The sequence below is a fragment of the Kitasatospora sp. NPDC048298 genome, assembly GCF_043201465.1.
Taxonomy (GTDB): domain Bacteria; phylum Actinomycetota; class Actinomycetes; order Streptomycetales; family Streptomycetaceae; genus Kitasatospora.
In genome coordinates, this window is sequence record NZ_JBICYZ010000093.1 from 1 (window position 1) to 18,704 (window position 18,704).

15 protein-coding genes are annotated in these 18,704 nt (G+C 67.6%); 7 read left to right on the plus strand and 8 right to left on the minus strand.

What is annotated here, in order from left to right:
- Positions 1-4 precede the first annotated feature (4 nt).
- The 4 genes from ACGF0D_RS39855 to ACGF0D_RS39870 form a co-directional block, all read right to left on the minus strand.
- Positions 5-688 carry a hypothetical protein gene (locus tag ACGF0D_RS39855; RefSeq protein WP_392924998.1) on the minus strand — a complete coding sequence of 228 codons (684 nt, stop codon included), beginning with the start codon at positions 686-688 and terminating at the stop codon, positions 5-7.
- On the minus strand, positions 688-1,572 hold the full coding sequence (locus tag ACGF0D_RS39860) for a restriction endonuclease (RefSeq protein WP_392925000.1): 885 nt from the start codon (positions 1,570-1,572) through the stop codon (positions 688-690). The genes ACGF0D_RS39855 and ACGF0D_RS39860 overlap by 1 nt, the downstream gene beginning before the upstream one ends.
- A 345-nt stretch (positions 1,573-1,917) precedes the next feature.
- The gene (locus tag ACGF0D_RS39865) at positions 1,918-2,490 is read right to left on the minus strand and encodes an Imm1 family immunity protein (RefSeq protein ID WP_392925002.1); all 573 of its coding nucleotides are present in this window, start codon (positions 2,488-2,490) and stop codon (positions 1,918-1,920) included.
- Position 2,491: 1 nt separating this feature from the next.
- Positions 2,492-6,538 (minus strand): polymorphic toxin-type HINT domain-containing protein, encoded by a 4,047-nt coding sequence (locus ACGF0D_RS39870; RefSeq protein WP_392925004.1) that lies wholly within the window; start codon positions 6,536-6,538, stop codon positions 2,492-2,494.
- Between the two features lie 435 nt (positions 6,539-6,973).
- Here ACGF0D_RS39870 and ACGF0D_RS39875 point away from each other — a divergent pair, with 435 nt between their 5' ends.
- Positions 6,974-9,007 carry a trypsin-like serine protease gene (locus ACGF0D_RS39875; protein ID WP_392925005.1) on the plus strand — a complete coding sequence of 678 codons (2,034 nt, stop codon included), beginning with the start codon at positions 6,974-6,976 and terminating at the stop codon, positions 9,005-9,007.
- A 96-nt stretch (positions 9,008-9,103) separates the two neighbouring features.
- Here the strand turns inward: ACGF0D_RS39875 and ACGF0D_RS39880 are convergent, their stop codons facing one another.
- The 3 genes from ACGF0D_RS39880 to ACGF0D_RS39890 form a co-directional block, all read right to left on the minus strand.
- The gene (locus ACGF0D_RS39880; RefSeq protein WP_392925007.1) at positions 9,104-9,778 is read right to left on the minus strand and encodes an HNH endonuclease family protein; all 675 of its coding nucleotides are present in this window, start codon (positions 9,776-9,778) and stop codon (positions 9,104-9,106) included.
- A 427-nt stretch (positions 9,779-10,205) separates the two neighbouring features.
- Positions 10,206-12,179 (minus strand): SsgA family sporulation/cell division regulator, encoded by a 1,974-nt coding sequence (locus ACGF0D_RS39885; RefSeq protein ID WP_392925009.1) that lies wholly within the window; start codon positions 12,177-12,179, stop codon positions 10,206-10,208.
- A 9-nt stretch (positions 12,180-12,188) separates the two neighbouring features.
- On the minus strand, positions 12,189-13,025 hold the full coding sequence (locus ACGF0D_RS39890) for a sigma-70 family RNA polymerase sigma factor (protein WP_392925011.1): 837 nt from the start codon (positions 13,023-13,025) through the stop codon (positions 12,189-12,191).
- A gap of 211 nt (positions 13,026-13,236) precedes the next feature.
- On the opposite strand from ACGF0D_RS39890, the gene ACGF0D_RS39895 reads away from it, so the two are divergent.
- The gene (locus ACGF0D_RS39895; RefSeq protein WP_392925013.1) at positions 13,237-13,422 is read left to right on the plus strand and encodes a hypothetical protein; all 186 of its coding nucleotides are present in this window, start codon (positions 13,237-13,239) and stop codon (positions 13,420-13,422) included.
- Positions 13,423-13,726: 304 nt separating this feature from the next.
- Here the strand turns inward: ACGF0D_RS39895 and ACGF0D_RS39900 are convergent, their stop codons facing one another.
- A complete protein-coding gene (locus ACGF0D_RS39900; RefSeq protein WP_392925014.1) occupies positions 13,727-14,326 on the minus strand; it encodes a hypothetical protein in 600 nt (199 codons plus the stop codon).
- Positions 14,327-14,483: 157 nt separating this feature from the next.
- On the opposite strand from ACGF0D_RS39900, the gene ACGF0D_RS39905 reads away from it, so the two are divergent.
- The 5 genes from ACGF0D_RS39905 (at position 14,484) to ACGF0D_RS39925 (ending at position 18,673) form a co-directional block, all read left to right on the plus strand.
- The gene (locus ACGF0D_RS39905) at positions 14,484-15,641 is read left to right on the plus strand and encodes a hypothetical protein (RefSeq protein ID WP_392925016.1); all 1,158 of its coding nucleotides are present in this window, start codon (positions 14,484-14,486) and stop codon (positions 15,639-15,641) included.
- A 171-nt stretch (positions 15,642-15,812) separates the two neighbouring features.
- Complete coding sequence (locus tag ACGF0D_RS39910) at positions 15,813-16,547, plus strand: hypothetical protein (RefSeq protein WP_392925018.1); 735 nt, start codon at positions 15,813-15,815, stop codon at positions 16,545-16,547.
- On the plus strand, positions 16,544-17,200 hold the full coding sequence (locus tag ACGF0D_RS39915) for a hypothetical protein (protein WP_392925019.1): 657 nt from the start codon (positions 16,544-16,546) through the stop codon (positions 17,198-17,200). Before ACGF0D_RS39910 ends, ACGF0D_RS39915 begins: the two co-directional genes overlap by 4 nt.
- 19 nt (positions 17,201-17,219) lie before the next feature.
- A complete protein-coding gene (locus ACGF0D_RS39920) occupies positions 17,220-18,038 on the plus strand; it encodes a hypothetical protein (RefSeq protein WP_392925021.1) in 819 nt (272 codons plus the stop codon).
- A 2-nt stretch (positions 18,039-18,040) separates the two neighbouring features.
- Positions 18,041-18,673, plus strand: coding sequence for an SMI1/KNR4 family protein (locus ACGF0D_RS39925; RefSeq protein WP_392925022.1), 633 nt, complete (start codon positions 18,041-18,043; stop codon positions 18,671-18,673).
- The last annotated feature ends 31 nt before the right edge of the window (positions 18,674-18,704 follow it).

Consider the following 18,704-nt stretch of genomic DNA (forward strand, 5'->3'; position numbering starts at 1 on the left):
ACCATCACACGAGGTGGAGCCCGAACTCACCGGAAAACCGCTGGTGCCCGAACCCACCGAAAACGTGGTCCCCAACCACCCCGAAAAACTCAACAGGGGTCATCGCATCAATGGCGGACAGCCGCAGGCTCCCAGCAGTGCAGACGAACGCCTCGTATTCAAGCTCGCGCAAGGCGATCGCGTGCATCGCGTAGGAATGCTCACGCACCACTGCCCGCAACCTTCGCCGGGCCGCTTGCAAGTCGCTCTCCCAGCGTCCGGCTTCCTCCAGTGAGGCGGGCGACGGCAGCTCCCGGCGGTAGCGTTCCGAGGGGTCGACCGTTCCTGCCTCGCCGAAGTGCCGGATGACCGTGGCAGCCGCCGCGTCCGCGCGCTTGTCGGCTCGGTCCGCTTCCTCTTCCAGTCGCTCCAGAAGGCGGGCGCACGCACGTAGGTAGTCCGATCGGACGGGCAGACACTGGTCAGCTGGCCGAAGTCGCTTCGCGTCATCGAGCGCCGACCCCACCTCGCGCCAGAACTGGTACGCGCTCTCGTAAACATCCCCGAGGACCTCTCCCTCGGTCTCGTAGAGCAGTACTGCCAGCAGGTCGTCGTCGGTGGCGGAGCGGACCCAATCGTCCAGCTCCGCACGGTAGGCCGGCTCTTCCAGCGTCGGCATCGCGACGTCGGTCTTCCAGTTGATGTGCATCACTTCACCGCCTCGTCCGTGGCGTGCAAGGGTCCGAGATCGAGGGGGCAGCGCAGGATGGCCCATTGCTCGAACCTGTCCCGGTCCATCAGGGCGATCCGGCGGGAGTCGGCGTAGCGGCGTGCTGGCCCTGTGGCCGTACCAGTCCCCATCACGACGACGCTGTCAGTCCCAGTTTCCGCAGCCGCACGCCGTGCATCCTGGACGTCGGCCACGTTGAGGTGCGGCTTCTTCTCATGTCGGGCTCCGAGTGGGAGGCAGATCGCGATGGTGTGCCCGGCTGGTTGTCGAGCGGTGATAACAACGGTCCTGGCCATCCGCGTGCAGAGCGGGGCCCACCCCTCTTCCCTCAGGAGGTCCTGTACGAGTGCCGCCAGGTCCTTGGGTGCCAGGGCGTCGAGTACTGCGAGGGTTCGCACGGTCCTGTCGGTCCTCTGGCGCCGGAAGTGCTCTTCTCGTAGAGCGAGAAGGTGAAGCCGCTCACGGTCCTCGCGCAGCAGGTCGGCCATGCGTTCACGGGCTTCACGAAGCTGGTGCTCGAGCGGCGCGAGTCGGTCCAGCGCCGAGTTGATGTTCTTCATGGACTGCTGGGACTCCACCATTGCCTCCTCCGCCTCCCCCAGTTCGGCCTCAAGTCGCCCAGTCAGGTCGTCGGCCGCCTCCTCACACTGGCGCATCTGGAAGCCCTTGACCGAGTCAAACATGCTCTCCCAACGGAAGCCCCGCTGGCTACTGCGCTCCCTCGATGCCTCCAGTTCCCGCCGGAGCTGGACGACATGACCTTCCCATCCGTCCACCACGCGCTGGGCGATCCGACATTGGCCAATCCAGATGAGCGCTCGGAGCTGGTCATCCCGGCCAGCCTTGCCGATCAGTCTGCCCATGGCGCGCGAGATCGCCTTGGAGCTGGGGCGAGGAGGCACGACACGAGCGTGCCGGTCAATGATCACCGCGCGACCCTACTCGACAGCGCCGACAACCAGTCTCGCTAGAAGGGTTTTGATTGGTTGTGACTGACATTGACCGTCCGCCGCCCCCGACTTCGAAGTCCGCACGGTTCAGGCGCTGGGGTTCCCTGCCAACTCGGGAGGCGACCGCCAGAGAGCAGATGTCCGCTTTCAAGGGGAAATCCCCCTTGTGCTGGGCGATGCGGACGCCGGGAAAAAGGAGGGCGGGACAGGGCCAATGTCGGCCCTGCCCCGCCCACTCGCATTCTGGCTGTCCGGGATTCATCCCGAGCGGTTTTCTCCCTCGTCAGACGAAAGGTTCATGAGCTCGCCCGCTAGGGAGTCCCAGTCGGTGGTAGAAAGCGGTGCCGGTTCTACTCCGGGTCCCAGGACCTCACGTTCGCCGTTCATATGTCCCCTGACCCATTTGATGCAGGTGGGCCTGTCGCCGGTCCCTGTCCGGTAGAACTCTTCGAGAACCTTTCTAAGCTCGGAGAGGGGGAGCGCGCTTGCCGGCTCCATGAACACGGGATGGTGGGGATCGGACAGGATCCTCGGATCGACTTCGGGAGGATTTGGGTTGTCAGAGATCCAGGTGTAGGAGTATATTCCGCCCTGCTTTGGATAGTTCGTGCCGGCCTGCCAGATCACCCCTCCGTATCCAGTTGACGGATTCATTGAAATCTTGAGGGTGTTGCTTGCATAGCTACCCTCTTCGCGGCGCTGGTCATCGATTGAGAGCCATGCACTGTCGCCGAATTCCAGGCCCTCCAGCACCCTGGTAATCAACTGTTCCGCATCACCTTCACTTTCCCCGTAGAATTGCTCATCGCCAATTAGGACGGTAAGAATCATTTTAGTCCTCCAGGGAACCCTTTCCTTCGATCAGTCGGGAGGTCATCCTACCGGTTGCCGTATCCTTCATCCAAACCCTGAGAGTACTTCCGTCAGGAAGGATGTGCTGTACGGATTCGACACAGTTGGTCATACCCTTGCAGATTCCTTCCGTGTTATTGATGACGACGTTCAGGTTCAGTTTCTGCGCGCCGTTCTTCATGGCATTCCGCATCATCCATGCGAGCCCAGTCTCAACGTGCGCAGAGGTGTCGAACGACGTACCCGCAGGTTTTCCGAACTTCTTGGCCAAATAGGCGCTGATTTCCGGCGACCATTTGGTGTAGCCGCTTTCCAGGCTGGTCGAAAGCTTCTCGATGCCGTTCTTGCCGATGTAGAACGCCTGCCCCATGGTTTTGTCACCCTTGACCCATGCGGGCAGTTCGTCGAAGAGGGTCTTGGGGTCGAGGCAGTTGTGGGTGAGCAGTGGTGTGTCGCCGGCGAGCACGTGGAAGGTGTGCAGGTCGGCGACGGCCAGGTTGTAGGCAGGGGCAAGCGCGGTCCAGTGCCGCAGGGAGGCGACCTGTGCAGAGGCGCCGGTGTCGGTGCGCAGGGTGTCGCCGGGCTTGATGTCAGCGGCGTCGGTCCACTGGCCGGTGTTCTGCAGCCAGAAGGGGTGGTGGTCGGTGGCGGTAACGGATGCCTTGGTGCCGTCGGCCGCGGTGACGGTCAGTTCGGTGTAGCTGCCGTCGTCTGGGGTGTAGATCGTGTCCGCTACCGTGCGCGGTCCGGATTCACCGGTGGTTGGGTCGGCTGATGAGACCTGGTCGCCTGGCCGGATGGCCTCAATGGGGCGGGCGGTGCCGTCTGCCATGAGGACTCGGGTGCCGGCGGGGAAGCTGTTGAGGCACGAGGGCAGGCCCGGCTTCGTCTTGGGCTTCTTGGCCCAGGGCCACTTGCTCTGGGCCCAGTCCGCGAGGTCCCCGGCGACTCCGTCGAGCTTCTTACCCCATTTGATGCCAAGGCTGATGTAGCCGACGCCGGGGATCATGTTGACGCAGGTCAGGACGGTGTTGAAGCCGTCCGCGTTTTTGTAGCCGCCGAAGTACTCGGCGGCAGTCCAGACACAGTTGGTGCCGTCGGCGAGGACGTCACCAACGATGGGGAACATGCCCGCCACGTCGAGGGCATTGTGGCCGACGGAGGAGAAGGTGTCGTACCAGCTGCCGCCGTCCGCGGTTCCGCCGTCCTGGGGCATGTTGATGAGGAAGTTCAGCATCGCCTGCTGCTGGTTGTCCCGCTGCGCCTGCTCCTGCTGTGCTGCGTAGGCAGCCTCCTTGAGGGCGTTCTCGGCGGTGGCGCGGGCTGCGTCGCGGCTCTGTCCGGCGTTCTCGGCGGACTTACGGGCTTCGGCCACGGCGGCGTAAGCGGTGTTCGCGGAGGTGCGGGCCGCATTGGCGCTGGCCTGCGCCGAAATCGAGGACAACTGGGCGGAGCGGGCGCTCTGCTCCGCGCGGGCTTGGGCGGCCCGTGCGGTCTTGGCCGATTGGGCAGCCTGGTTGGCCGAGGTCTGCGCGCGGTCTGCGGAGGACTTGGCCTGTTGTGCATACGAGGCGGCCTGCTGGGCGGAGGCGGCGGCCTGCTGCGCGTAGCTCTGGGCCTGGTCGTTGGCTCCGGCAGCGGTGGCGGCGGCCGCCTCCGCGGTGGAGGCGCTCTGCTGGGCAAGGGCGGCGACCTGGCTGGCGCCGGCGATGGCATTCTCGATGGACGTGACGTGGGTGCGGGTGAGTTCGTCCTTGGCCCGCGCCCGGTACTGACCGGTCTGGAGAAAGTCGGTGATGGCGGGCAGCGGGCTCGCGTCGGCCATGCGGGCGGCGATCTTGAGTTCCTCGCCGTCGGCCTCTATCAGCTGTGAGACGGTGAGCCTGTCGTCGCTCTCTCTGGCCGTGTACTGGCCCTGGTTGAGGAAGTCGGTGAGGGATTCGACGGTATTGGTTTCCATGGCGGCGAAGGCGGCCTGTTTGACCTTGGTTCCGCCGCTCTCAGCGAGCTGCGAGACCCTTAGCCGGTACTGGCTGAACGCTGCCTGGTGCTGCCCAATGGCCAGGAACGCGGCGACCTGGGCACCGTCGCCGGCCAGAGCGGCGGTGGCGGCGGTGCGCACGCTCTCGTAGGGGCTGTCCTGCGCGATGTAGCGGGCCTGGGTGCGGTCGTCCTGCTCGGTGGCGGTCTTCCAGCCAGTCGTGACGTAGTCAACAACGGCCTCGTCGTTGCCGGTGAGCGCGTACTCGGCGGCGGCTTTACTCCAGGGGCCGCGCACCTTCAATGCGGTGAGAGCCATCTTGCGCCCGGCGGAGACGACCGTGAGCGGGTCGGTGCCGGGCTGTGAAACCTGTTGCGCCAGGCGCGCGGACTCCTGGTCCAGACGAAGGGCCTCGGCCTTGGCGTTGTCGGCGGCGCGCTGGCTCTGCTTGTAGGCGACGTCGAGGTCCTGAGCGCGGGCGAGGCCGGCGTTCAGTCGGGCGGTGCGCTCCTCGGCCTCGCTGGCGAGGGCGGCCTGGTGGATCTGGCCAGCCGTGGAGACGGCGTTCGTGGCCGCGTCAGCGGCCTGGCGGGCGCTCTTGGCGTGGGCGTCGGCCTGCTGGGCGGCGTTGGCGGCCTCGCCAGCGTTGGCCGCGGAGTTGCGGGCCGATTCGGCGGCGCGCGCGGCGCGGGTAGAGGCTGACTCGGCGGCCTGGCGGGCCTGGTCGGCGTAGGCAGCCGACTGGCGGGCGAGTGCGGCGGCGGCGGTGGCGGAGCGAGCGGCCTCGGTGGCGTCGCGGCGAGCGGAGGCAGCGGCCTGCTTGGCCCTGCCGGAGGATGCCCCGGCCTGGTCGGCGTATGCTCCGGCCTGGTCGGCCGCAGCGGCGGTGGCATCGACGTTGGCCTTCGCGGAGGCGGCTGCCTCGGCGGCGAACGCGGCCTGGATGGCGGCCTTGCTGGCCCGGTCGGCAGCCTTGGCCGCGTAGCCGGCGAGCATGGCCGCGTTCTCGGCGCCCTTGGCGGCGTCCTCGTCGACCTTCGCCGCCGCGGCGGAGTTCAGCGCGCGGGTGGTCGCCTGGGCGGCGCCGATCGCGGCGGCCGCGGCCTGAGAGGCGGCGGCGGAGGCGACCTTGGCTGAGTTGTTGGCCCTCACCGCGGCGGCGGTGGCGGCCTTGGCGGCCTCGCCGGCGCGTTTGCCGGCCTCGGCGGCGCGGTCTGCCGCGGCCGCGGCTCGCGCGGCGTCGCCCTGCGCGAGTCGCGTCTCCTCGGCGGCCTTGTCGGCGGCTTCCTTAGCCAGTGCGGCGGCGGCCACGGCCCGCTGGGAGGCGTCGACGGCGGCGTCCTTCTCGCGCACCGCCTGGTCGCCTGCGGCCTCGGCCTGCTTCACCAGTTCCTCGACGGAGGCGTGCTCCTGGTCGCGGGCACGGGTGATGTGCTGACCGACCTGCAGGAAGTCGCGGACGTCGTCCAGGTTGCCTTCGTAGGCAAGCAGCGCAGCCTGGCGGGTGGCGGGGCCGCCGCTCTCAGCGATCTGGGAGACCCGCAGACGGTCGTCGCTCTCGCCGAGGACGTACTGCTCCTCGTTGAGGAAGGCCCGGATCTCGGCGACCGGCCTGCCGGTCAGAGCGATGGCTGCGGCTTTCGTGCGGGGGCCGGCGGTCTCGGCGATCTGGGAAACCAGAAGTCGCTGGTCCTGCTCGAGCGGGACCTTCCAGCCCTCCTTAACGAACGTCTCGACGTTCTGGTCGTTGCCAGCGAGAGCGCTCTGGGCCGCGGCGCGAAGCTGCGGACCCGCCTCGGTGAGGATCTGCAGTGCGGCCTGGCGGCTGTCCTTGAATCCGGCACGGGCGAGCTCACCGCCCGGGTCGGTGGCCGTGCCGAGGAACAGCCGTACCTGGTCGTCTCCGCCGATCAGGGCGATCTCGGCGGCCGCTTTGACGGACGGTCCGCCGTCCTTCCATTCCTGCAGGACCCGTCCCCGGTCGGTCAGCTGAGGTCCGGTCGGCGGCTGTGTCGCATCCGCCGCCACCGGCGTCGCGGTGACCATAGACGCCAGCAGGGCAACGGGCAGCACGGAGCGGCCGAACAACCGAATGCCGGACCACCTCCCCCCGGCCCTGGATTTGCCTATTCGAAAAAGCACGACAACCCCTTCCGGTTATCGGAAAAGTGAATAACAAAGGGCGGCCTCCCTGATCCAGGGAACCGCTGACCAGTACCGCCAAAGCGGACAGAACGTCATAAAAGCTATGGTCAAAGGACTGGTATGTCTACGTAAATACCTGTTCGACGACGCAGAGATCGTACATTACTATGCGTCAGCTGCCAGTCATTCAAGAGTGCTTATGAGAGGCTTCCCGCACCCTCTGGTGAGAGGGACGGCAACCGACCGATCCGGACCAAACCGAAGGAAACCCCCATGACGTCCCGTGCACACGCGCGCGGCCTATTCGCGGCCGCGGCTGCCCTCGTTCTCGCCGGCGTGACCGGCTGGACCGTGGCACCGACCGCCTCCGCCGACACCACGCCAGCCCCCGCGGCGGCCCCCGCTACGGTAGAGACCTTCTCCTACCCCGACGCCCAGCGGGTCCTCGCCGAGCGCGGTATCACCCTCACCCGCGGCGACGGCGGCATCACCCTGACCGACTGCGCCGACGGCAACTATCAGATCAAGCTCGGCGCCATCACCCCGGACAAGACCGATGGCGACGTCGTCTGCTTCAAGGCCCCCGGCGCCAGCGGCTACCTGGCCCTGTCCATCCCGGACGCCTACCGCATACACACCTACGACCGCTCGATCAGGGCCAGCCTGTCCACCAACCAGCAGCCCGTCGAGACCGTCGACGTCGCCGCCAACACCTCCAAGGGCATCGGCCAGTCGATCGACCCCAACGCCCCCGCAGTCGTCCTCGAACTGCGCGTCACCGGCAGCAGCACTGCCCTGCCCGCCCCACAACCCACCGACCCCAAACTCGCCTTCGCCGCCAAGCTGAACATCGGCAACGGCAAGCGCGCCTGCACCGCCACCCTCGTCGACCGCAACTGGCTGCTGACCGCAGCCAGCTGCTTCACCGACACCCCCGACAACCTGTCCACCGTCACCGCCGGCGCCCCCAAGGACAAGACCACTGCCACCATCGGGCGCACTGATCTCACCAACACCACCGCCGGCGCCGTCATCGACGTCGTTGAACTCGTCCCCCACCAGGACCGCGACCTGGTGATGGCCCGCCTCGCCACCCCCGTCGACGGCATTAATCCCGCTGTTCTCTCCACTGCTGCGCCCACTGCTGGCGAGAGCCTGCGCGCTCCCGGCTTCGGCCGCACCGTCACGGACTGGGTGCCCACCAAGCTCCACACCACCACTCACATCGCTGGCGTCATCACCACCACCGGCGTCGACACCACCCCCGCCGCTGGCCAGGCACCAATCTGCCAAGGCGACGCCGGCGCTCCCGTGATCCGTGAGGTCAACGGCAAGTCCGAACTCGTCGCCGTCTCCTCCCGTTCCTGGCAGGGCGGCTGCCTGGGAGCCCCGGTGGCCGAGACCCGCACCGACGCCTTCAACTCCCGCGTCGACAACATCGCGAGCTGGGTCCAGCAAACCCGAGCGAAGGCCCTGGGCTGGAAGACCCAGGCCCTGGTCCGCAGCGACGACAACCTGTACTTCGCGACCCGCCTGTACGACGGGTCCTGGACGCCGTACGAGGACGTCCAGGCCGCGGCCGGCAACATCGGCGGCGTGCGTGCCGTCGCCACCGCCGGGATCAACACGTCCACCCACATCATCGCGCTTGGCGGCGACGGGCACCTGCACTACGCGATCCGCAACCTGGACGGCACCTGGGCGCAGCGCTTCGTCGATCTCAACATCGCGCTCAACGACCTCGGTAACATCACGCAGGTCTCCATCTCCCCGATCGGTGACAACCTGCACGTGGTCGTGGTCGCCGACGACTTCCTCTTCCACACCGTCCGTAACGGTGCCGGGCAATGGAGTGGGTTCGGTGTGGTGACCGATGCTGCCGGCCCGCTGAAGGGCATCACGTCCATCTCGGCCGCCGGGGCCGCCGGCGGTGACCTGCACATCGCCGCCGTGTCGGGTGGGAAGATCTACCACACTCTGCGCAACGCCGCGGGTAGCTGGGGTGCGTGGGGCTCGGTCGCCGACGCCGCCGGGGCCACCGCGCCCGTGACCGCCGTGGCCATCTCCCGCCAGAGTCTCGATCTCAATCTCGCCTTCATCGCCAGCGACGGCCAGTACCACACCCTGCGCTGGGCCAACGGAAGCTGGCAGCCCGTCGCCTCCCTTGGCGGCGTCATCGGGAACGTCATCGGCACCAGCATCAGCGCCGCTCCCTTCGACACCGACGCCCAGTTCGCCATTGCCACCACCGACAACAAGGTCCTGCTCACCGCCCGCCACGCCGACGGCACCTGGGCCGCCCCCGAGACCCTCAACCTCACCTCCATCCCCGGAAACCACACCGGAACCATGATCACCAGCAGCCTCTGATCACCACACGGTCAAGTAAGGCTCCGGTGGGCAGGGCCCTGGTTCTGCCCACCGGAGCCCTGACTTCCCGCATTGACGGGGTGACTCCCTACCGGCTCATCGGGCAAGTACGACCTGAAGCTTGGTGTCCTCGCAGCCGGCAGCGATCCGGTGCAGCGCGTCAGCTTCCCGTTGATCAATGCTCAAACCCCAGCGGGTCTTCACGACAACCCAGTCGCTGACATATGTGCACGCAAAGTCCCCTACCGGGGGCATCCAGTCCGCAGGGTCCTTGTCGGATTTCGAGCGGTTCGTCTTGGCGGAGACGGCGAGCAGCGCCCGGGGGTCGCGAAGGTCGTTGCCGTACCGCTCTCGCTCCTTCGGACTCCAGTTCGAGGCCCCGCTGTCCCAGGCTTCGGCGAGGGGTACGACGTGGTCGATGTCGAGGAGCTTGGCATCGTTGAGGAGGAGGTTGTCATAGGGCGAGAGCCAGACTCCCCCGGTCAGCACGCAGTTGGGGCCGATGGTGGGCTTCTCGACAGCCTGGGCGATGAGGACCTCCTTGCGGGTGTCGCAGCCGTTCCCGTCCTCGTCCACCCAGATCTTGAACTTGGTACGCACGTATCCGGTGCGGTCCTCCTGCGCGATCGGGAGGATGTCGATCGCGTTGTAGAGGGTGGTGGTGACCGTTTCGCCGGCTACGCGGTGTTGTGGTGCAGCGTGAGCGGGAGCAGCTGTGATGCCGAGTAGAGCGGTGACGGCAAGAGCCGTGATGGCAGGGCGCAGGCGCATGCGGGTTCTCCGAGATGACGGTGGTCGGCCGCCCTGGAAACGATCACGGCCTGGGACGGGTCACGCGAAGACCGTGGGCGTCTTCCGGGAAGGTACCGAACAGTGAGGCGAAGCCTGCGGCCCCGCTGGCATGCTGCGATCTCTGACAGCGGGCTGGTCCTGTCGAACTGCGACTCGTCGGCGTCGTTCTCCCGGCTCTTGCAGGAGGCTCGCCATCGCGCTGGTATGGAACTCGGGCCGGATCGCCTTCTCGTTCCGGCGCAGCCACGAGATGGACTCCAAGGTCCCTCCCGGCCGATGCGACAGCACCACGTCGCCCCGTGCCGTTTTTCCCCTTTCCCCTTGGAGGCAGCGGGCGGAACTGCGGCGGCCTGGGCAAGCCTTGCGCCTGTCGAGAACCCTGTCGGCAGGTGACCCGTGTTCACGCCTACGGTCGGCTGGCAGGCCGCGATGCCGGTGTCGGGGTACTGGTGTGGATGATCGCGGCGAATTCGTCGAACGCGGTGGCGGCGTGGATGTGTTCCCGACCTGGCGGCACGATCTTGCGTGTGGCGGTGACGAACTCCTCGAGGTCGCTCCACGGCATCGTGAGGTCGGCGTGGCCTTGGGGTGAGTCCAGACTCAGGTGCGCCCTGCGACCGTCCTTGGAGGCGAATCGCTCGTACGGGTCGCTCCAGATCCGAACATCGCCGGTGCCGGCTGGGCCCGTGAGGCCGTCGGCGATGAGGTCACGGGCGATGGTCCACGTGACTGATGGCAATCCGGCGGGCCTGAAGGAAATCTCGACGGCGTACGGGTCGCGGGAGCGGTAGACGAGCTCGGTGGGCACGTCGATGTGCTGCTCGTCGGGGGCGAGCAGCTGCATGTGGGCCTGGGCTCGGAGAGTAGTGCCGGTGTCGGTTGTCTCGGTGGCAAAGCGAAGGCGCTGATTCTTCGGCATTGCATTGGGAAGGTTGTCGCTGCGCGACTTGGGTTTGGCGGAGCTGGCACGGCGACGCTCCGACCTCGCTACCCGAACAGGCCTGCGCGAAGAACCGGACGGTTGTGGATACCCGTTGTCGGCCCCCAGAGGGGCAGGTCCGGGCAGGTAGCCCCACGAGCGGCACAGTTCATCAAGCAGAAGCTGCATGTCCGTCCTGGTCGGCCGGCCGCCCCGTTCGATGATTCCGTCGGTGAACAGCATCAGCGTGCTACCGGGACCGGTATCGAAAACGTCTTGGGAAAGGAGGTCGCAGGGAGAATCCGAGGACAGCCCAATGGGCGCCCAAAGTCCGTCGCGGGCACGCGAGATACGCACTGGTCCGTGCACGGTGCGCAGTGCGGGAAGAAGTGGCTCCTGCCTCGCGAGGTCCGGCCATCGGGATCGCCCGTGCCACGGGGATGCCGTCGCGTGCGGTTCGTCGTGGCCGGTGAAGGCCCGGCCGACGGAAACGGTCGAGGCGTTCTGGAAGACGAGGTCGCTCTGCCGTCCCTGCGGGTGCTGCCTGTCATCGGCTGCATCCGCTGACATGTGCCTCCACAGGTGGAAGGTCTTCTCGTACGTCTCGAGGGCAGCGGGCGGAGGGACTCGGCCTTCCACACGTCGCAAGGCCAGGAAGGCGCGGACGATCGGGGAGAACCCATCTGCGGAGGACCGGGCAGCAGCGAGCCGTTCGATTCGTTCCTTGATGACGGAGCGGCAGAACTCTTCGAGGGCCGTGGGCGCAGCATCTTCGTCGGTGCATCGCAGGACGTCGCTCAGGGCCTGCAAGAGGCTGTCGGTCCTGCCGGCTTCCGAGTGCTTGGCAACCGCCGCTGTGTGCAGTTCCCCTGGGGAGGTCTGTCCCTGGTGCTCACCCGGCGCGAGGGCGCGTGCGAGTCGCAGGCGCAGGGCGTACGACGTCAGGAGACTTCCCGAGTTCGCGCAGCCGGCTCCTGCTTCTTCAAGGAGCTGGTGCACGATTGTCCGAGGCTTGGAGTGCGTGTGTCCGTGCTCACGGTATCGAAGGGCCGCGAGCGCGGCGATCACTGCGGACTTGCCCGAGCTTGCACCGTGGTAGATCAGCAGGGTCGACGGCTTCGGTGAGGTTTCGTAGGTGCGGGTCCAGAGCGTGATTCCGCGTTCCCGCGCCGTAAGTGCCTCGTCATCGGTGTCCTGCGGGCATCCGATGGTGGTCTGTTGTGGTGTCGGGTCGGGCCGTACCTGGCCGGTGTCGCACTCGATGCTGTCGTCAGAGGTGTCGGCCTTGAGGTAGCGGGTGATGCGCGCACCGACGGCCTCGGGCAGGGGTGCCATCATGGCCGTCACGTGTGGTGTGCCCAGGCTGGAGGCGGCCAGGAGTTCGTCGAACCCGAGGATCGGGTCGGGGAGGGCCTCATCGGCAGCGTGTCCTGCCGGCGTCAGATCGTTCCGGTTGGTCATCGTCCCCCCTTAATTGTTGACGGATTCCGACGGACTGCCATGACGCAGCCGTGCGCGGGCGCGGCCGAGCCGGCTTTCGAGTGCCTTGTTGCTGAGGCCGACGTGCTCGGCAGCCTGAGCCTGAGTGAAGCCTGATGCGCGCAGGATAAGGCCTTCGAGCACCTTGGGGTCTGTGATGTGTGAGAGGGCTTCGGTGACCTGGTCCTTCAGGACGGCGGCGTCAATGGGGTCGACGGCTCGCTGGTCCGGCAGAGCCGCCAGTGCCTGCTCTGCGTCATCGCCAGCCAGGTGCTGGCGGTGGGAGGCGAGGTTGTGGCTGTGCCAGCGCTGGTATTCGGTCTTGAAGGTCAGAAGGCAGGCGCCCACGTAGTAGGTCGGCAGGCTCGCTCCGCCTTCCGGCCGCCAGATGCCTTTGACCAGGGCGTGCCTGCGGAAGAACTTCGCTCCTGCGACGATCGTCTCGGTGGTGACTTCGTCGCGGTCGTCCTGCCCCCACGTGGAGGTGATCACCGCTTCGGGTACAGGCCTGCCGAAGGCTCGGGCCCGGCTGAAGATCTCGCCGGACTTGCACCAGGAGCCGATCACGTTCCAGCCGTAGGTCATCAGCTGCTCCATGAACCTCTGGTACTGGTCACCGCTGAAGCCGGTGTGGCGCAGGTGGCGCACGAGTGCCGCGTCGGCGAGGAGGCGGGTTTCCCGTCCATGGGTGCTCCCGCCGCCGGCCTGGACCAGTTCGTTCTCGAGGGCGGCCAGCTTGAGGCCACGTTCGGCCGTGCCGGCAGGCCGAGGGCCTGGGCCGCCCGAGGCTGGTTGACGGCCTGCACGGTCAGCAACCTTGTCTGCCACACCCGCTCCACCTGGACAGTTCCGCGCCGGTCTTTGACGGCCCACCACATGTCTTGTAGGTCCTGGCCCGGGATCACCCCTCGCCCCGGCACGAAGTTTCTCATGTGGCCTACATCACGCGAGGGGCGACGCCGGGACGCCCGCCTACACCCCTGATGCACGGGCACCGCGCACCAGCGCACCGCCCCAGCCCAGACCTGTGGGAATCGACATGAACAACAGCCAGGGCCCTCTGCTCGGCCAGCGCGCCGCCGTGATCTTCCTCCTCGGCGTTCTCTGTGCCGCCACCACCGGAATCCTCACCGTACTCTCGGGCACTGCCCCGGCAACCGGCTTCCTGGCTGCCGGGGGCGCCTTCGTCACTGCCGTGGCCTTCTTCCACATGATCATCGAGTAGACGCACGTCGGACCGCTGCGGCCTCACCGCCATCGACGCCGCTGGCCCGGCCCGTCTCCCGTCCTGCGGGGCCGCGAACAGCATGCCTCGGGCCGGACGGATCTGCTTCGCGTTCCCGGAGGTGGGCAGCGCCCGATGGGCTGGGCGGGCATGTGGATCGCCGACGAGCGCCGGCAGCCGACGGGGCGACATCGGTAGCGGGGCACGGGGTCGTGCCTGTGGGGGAGGTTTTCCTGTGGGGACGGGTCGGGTGGCCGGGGGTGCCCCGGTCCGGCCAAAGTCGCCGGACCGGGGCCGGGGGCGGCTACAGGTTGTGTGCGGCTTCCCAGTTCGCGGCCGGCAGGATGTCCTCGAAGTAGCCGTTGGGGGTCTTGATGGTCGCGCTGGGCAGCCGCGAGTCGTTGCGCAGGACCTCGCTGTAGCCCTTGAAGACGGCCATCGACATGTGCAGGCAGTTGTTGTCGACGACGTTGTAGCCTCGGCCCTTCACCGCCCCGTACCAGGACTGCGCGCGCTTGAGGTCGCCGTCCTTGGTGTTCACGCACCGGTAGCGCGTGTAGTACCGGGCGCCGCCGTGGTCCTGGTCGCGTACGGCGGTGAAGTGGCCGCGGGCCTGCTCCCACGTCCCGCCCTTGATCCAGCCGGCCATGGGGGCGTCGTTCGTGCTCCCGAACGAGCCGTAGATCCAGTGCTTGGCGTCGCTGCGGTCCTTGACGGCGAAGGCGGCGTGCCCGGCGCCGTACGCGCCCCTGGGCGCCTCGAACATGCACACCCGCCCGAGCGTGCTCGCGGCCTGCGCGTCCACGGGGGCGGTGACGGCGCCGCCGGCGAGCAGCAGCAGCGCGCCCGCCAGGGATGCGGCACCTCGCGCGGCGTTCGTGCGGATCGTGGTGATGTCCACCATCGGGGGACTCCTCTCGGTCGTCGAGCCCGCGCTCCTGACACCCCGGACGGGGCGGAGCTGCCGGCTCGTTGACTGAAGGCTGGCGGGTGGCTTGATGACCCGCCACACTGGTCGCGGACTAATCAATGGGTCATCAAAAATGCTCGGGAGGCGCTGGTTGGCAAGCCGGCAAGGGCGTCAGGAGCGGCCGATCGACCCGCAGGACGGGCCTTTGAAGGCCTTCGCATACGGCCTTCGGCAGGTGCGCGAAGGCTGCGGCAGTCCGACGTACCACGAGGTGGCGACCGCGTCGGCGCGTACCGGAGAGAAGAAGCCGTACTCGAGCACGACGTTCTCCAATGCGACCCGGGGAGACAGCCCGCCGTCGCGGGAGGTGGTCCGCGCCTTCGTCCTCGCTTGCCACCACTGTGCGAAGCTCGATCGCGCGACGGCCGAGACCGCCGCCGCCGACTGGGACGCCCGCTGGCTGCGCCTGCAGGCCGAGCTCGCGCCGGCCACGTATGCTGCGGCGTCAACCGAACCTCCCGGTGGAGAAGAGGCTGCGCATGGCGCCGTTCCTCTGCCCGGTGCAGAGGCGTCGGCCGAACCCGAGGCGGCCCGGCTATCTGGGTCATCGGCCGGTGCCGGTGACGACCGTTTCGACGTTCCGCCGCCACCCGGTGTTTCGGGCTCCCGCCTGCGGGTCGTGGCCGGCGGTCGGACACGCCTCGTTGCCGGCATCGGCGTGTGTGTCGCGCTCGGCGTGATCGCCTGGGCCGCGGTGAGGTTCACCACCGCCCCCCAAACGGCGTCCGCCGACACGCTGGCAACGGACACCACCGCCGCAGCGCCGCCTTCTGCCGCGGGATCGGGCACCTCCGCCCAGCTGCGGCCTGCCGCCGCTTCCGAGCAGCCCGGTCTTGAGAAGGACACCCTCGGGCCGGACAGTCGGTGCAGTTCCCCCGGTCAAGGGCCGGGCTCCGTCACATGGCGGGTGTGCGCACGGGTCGAGGCTGACCGGATCTCCTTCGCTCTGGAGATCACCAACCGTGACAGCCAGTCGGCCACGGTCAAGGCCAGGCTTCAGTACACCGCCAGGACACCCGACTTCCGCATCTGCCCGGGAGCGCCGGACTTCCAGCTCGTGACCGTCCCGGCAGGCCAGACACTCACCACCGACACCGTGCGGTGCAGCGTGCCCCGCACCAGCGTGCCCACCGCCTACAGCGGAGTCGGCTGGGTCCTCGGGCCCGAGGCCGACAGCGGCACGCGCATGCTGTCGCCGGGAGCCCACGTGTACCCGGACAACGTCCGCTGGACACCCGATGTCCTGTGACTCCCGTACCGGGCCGGCCGGTTGCCCACAAGCGATGCGGCCGCGGAACGCCGCCTCGATGCTCGACCTGTTCCGCCCGGCGCACGCTCCCCGACGGATCACTGCCTGACGCCCGTAGCCCGGCGCGCCGGTGGCATCATTCTGTGTGCGTGTCACCGTTAGGGGGAAGCGATGGCCATCGAGTTGCCAGGTGGACTGGCATGGGTCGTGGACTTGCTGGGCGTGCCATGGCCCCAGGTCAACGAGGACAAGGTCAGGGAGTACGCAGGTCACGTTCGGAGCTTCGCCACGAACATCGACCATACGCACGCGGCGGCGACCGCCACCCTTCGGGAGATGGCGCAGCATTACCAGGCGCAGTCGTACAAGCAGTTGGCCGAGCGCTGGTCGAAGATGACGCAGGATCATCTGCACGAGCTCGTGTCTGCGTGTAATGCGTCGGCGACCGGTCTTGATGTGGCTGCTGATGCCATCGTGGCGATGAAGCTCGCGGTGATCACGGAACTCGGCATCCTCGCTGCTGAGGCTGTGGGTGGGACGATCGCCTCTGTTGCGACCCTCGGCGTTGCGTCGGTCGCCGAGGCGGCGGCGATCGCAGCGACGCGGAAGATCGTCAACCGGCTGATCAAGGAAGCCGAGGACGAGGTCATCGCCGTTCTCATCACCAAGGCCATGGAGCCGCTTCAGAAGCAGGTGGAGAAGGCGGTGAAGGGCTTGGTTTTCGAGGGTGTGAAAAAGGCTCTGGCCGGCGCCGGACCCGGTGCGGCCGGCGATGTCGGGCAGGGGTTTCGTGTCGACCCCGTGCAGCTTCTGCTCGCAGCGGACAAGTTGAAGCAGCATGCGGATGCCGTTCGCGGGCATGCCAAGACTTTCACGACGGCGACGTCTGCGGTGAGTTTCGCGTGAGCCAGCACCCGATTGCGAAGGCGCTGGAAGACGCGGCCAAGAAGATCGGCTCGACGATCAGCAAGGAAGCGGCCGAGGCCGTCAGCGGTATGTACGACCATGCCAGCGCAGGCGCCAAGCAGGTCGTGAAGAACGTGACGGCGGCCGACGAGGCGCACAAGCACAGCATCATCGAGCTTGCGGAGAAGATCGCCAAGCACCCGGGGACGGGTGGTGACGGGGGGCAGGCAAGGCTCGCGGCCCAGGCCGACGCCCGGACCAAGCTCGCGGCGGCCGTGGGGGCGAAGGGTGACTTCGACGTCGAGTACCTGATCGACAGTGGCAAGTATCCGGAATCGGCCCGACACATCGCGGAAGCCCAGAAAGGCCAGATCTGGCGTGGCGCTTCGAGCAGTCCGGGTGCACCGCTTCCTTCGGTCGTGACAATCAATCGGCCAGGCAGTCGCACCAACCGGTCGAATTCGCTTCGAGGAATTCGGACCAGCCCTTTGGGGCAGCGCGATGAATATCCTCCGGCAATGTTTGCCGAGGGCGGGGCGGGGGCAAGTGTAAAATACATCAACGGCTCGGATAACACCGGTTCCGGCTCGACCATGGGGAAGGCATTAGGCGGCCTCCCGAATGGGACGAGAGTCAAGATAAGAGTGAAGTAGACGGAAATCGAAGGTGGCCGTGAACAAGAGCGAGAAGATTATTTCCCATGCCCGGGAAGGCAACTTCCTTGCCGACCTTCCCGGCCTGCTGGAGATCGCGGGCAGGAAGGGCGGGGCTCGCGGTCCGGTATGGGAGGCCGCGGCTGCCGCTGTGCAGATCCTGTTCTGGACCGGAGAGTTCGGGCAGGCCGCCGACCTGACGGCAGATCTGATCGAGCGCGACGGTCCGCTCGGAGGGGAACTCTGCGACCAGTCCAGCCCCTTCCGGCAGGCTCTGCTCGCCGCGGAGCTCCATGCGGGAAAGCCGGCCGCACCGCGCCTGGCCGCCTGCGCCGAGCACGTGCCGGCGGGCCGGGTCATGCGACGTGACTTCGAGTGGGCCTGCGGGGAACTGTCCCGGCAAAGCGCGGAGCGTCTTCTTCCCTGCCACAGCGATTGGGGCGGTCCGGCCCTCCCCCTGGACGGCGTCATCGGCGCGGAGCTCCTGGACCGCGACTTCCGCGACCTCGACCAGCGGCAGGGCCGGCTGGTGTGGGAAGCCCTGTGCGAGACCAACGACTTCGCCAGGGCGCAGCGGCTCCTCGCCGAGACGGGGGTGGAGCCCGAGCAGTACGCCGTGTGCCTGTGGATGGCGGGGTGGTACGCCACGCGCGGTGAGATCGAGCAGGGAGAGCGGATGCTGCTGGCCGCGCACAGCCGTTGGTGGCCTTATGCGAAGTGGGATGCGATCCCGGACGCGCCGGTCCTCCAGCCCGCCCTGCGCCTCGTGGCCACCGACCGGGTGCGGCATCATTACCTCACCAGGGCGATCGGCCCAGAAGCACAAGCAGCGGAGTGAAGATGCCCGACAGTCCACTGGAGCAGCTGCTCGGCCGTGCCCGCGGCCCGATGGGCCCGTCCATCGAGCTCGACTTCGGCTTCGACTCCGGACCGCTTCAGGAGCTCGGTGCCCTGCTGGGTCGGATGAACGGCTTCTTCGTCTTCAACGCCGGCGTGCAGGTCTTCCGGGCCGGAGACGAAGGGCTGGGGCCCGACCTGCTCTCCTGGAACACGGACGAGGTGTGGAAGAGCACGTACGAGGGCCTGGCCGATCACGTCTTCTGCTTCGGCCAGGACCTCTTCGGGACCCAGTTCGCGATCGTCGGCGGTGAGCGGGTCGTCGCCTTCAACCCCGAGACCGCGGAGACGGAAGACATCGGCGCCAGCCTGGACGACTGGGCCGCGTGGCTGCTGAGCGACCCGGACGTGAACGGTGTCGCCTCCTTCGCTCACGCCTTCCAGCAGGAGAACGGCGCCCTGGCCCCGGACGAGCGTCTCGTACCGCTCCGGTTCTTCGTCGCCGGCGGTGAGTACGCCTTCGAGAACCTCGTGGTCCGGGAAGCAGGCGAGGCCATGCGGATCAGGGGCCCCATCGCGAAGAAGATCCACGAGGTCCCCGACGGTGCGACCCTCCACCTGGGAGTCACGGAGTAAGCGGGAGCTCTTCGATCGGCCGGCCGGGAGC

Coding starts and splice junctions, on each gene's coding strand:
- ACGF0D_RS39855 (WP_392924998.1), bottom strand. CDS start 688: ATGCACATCAACTGGAAGACCGACGTCGCGATGCCGACGCTGGAAGAG.
- ACGF0D_RS39860 (WP_392925000.1), bottom strand. CDS start 1,572: ATGGGCAGACTGATCGGCAAGGCTGGCCGGGATGACCAGCTCCGAGCG.
- ACGF0D_RS39865 (WP_392925002.1), bottom strand. CDS start 2,490: ATGATTCTTACCGTCCTAATTGGCGATGAGCAATTCTACGGGGAAAGT.
- ACGF0D_RS39870 (WP_392925004.1), bottom strand. CDS start 6,538: ATGGTCACCGCGACGCCGGTGGCGGCGGATGCGACACAGCCGCCGACC.
- ACGF0D_RS39880 (WP_392925007.1), bottom strand. CDS start 9,778: ATGCGCCTGCGCCCTGCCATCACGGCTCTTGCCGTCACCGCTCTACTC.
- ACGF0D_RS39885 (WP_392925009.1), bottom strand. CDS start 12,179: ATGACCAACCGGAACGATCTGACGCCGGCAGGACACGCTGCCGATGAG.
- ACGF0D_RS39895 (WP_392925013.1), top strand. CDS start 13,237: ATGAACAACAGCCAGGGCCCTCTGCTCGGCCAGCGCGCCGCCGTGATC.
- ACGF0D_RS39900 (WP_392925014.1), bottom strand. CDS start 14,326: ATGGTGGACATCACCACGATCCGCACGAACGCCGCGCGAGGTGCCGCA.
- ACGF0D_RS39910 (WP_392925018.1), top strand. CDS start 15,813: ATGGCCATCGAGTTGCCAGGTGGACTGGCATGGGTCGTGGACTTGCTG.
- ACGF0D_RS39925 (WP_392925022.1), top strand. CDS start 18,041: ATGCCCGACAGTCCACTGGAGCAGCTGCTCGGCCGTGCCCGCGGCCCG.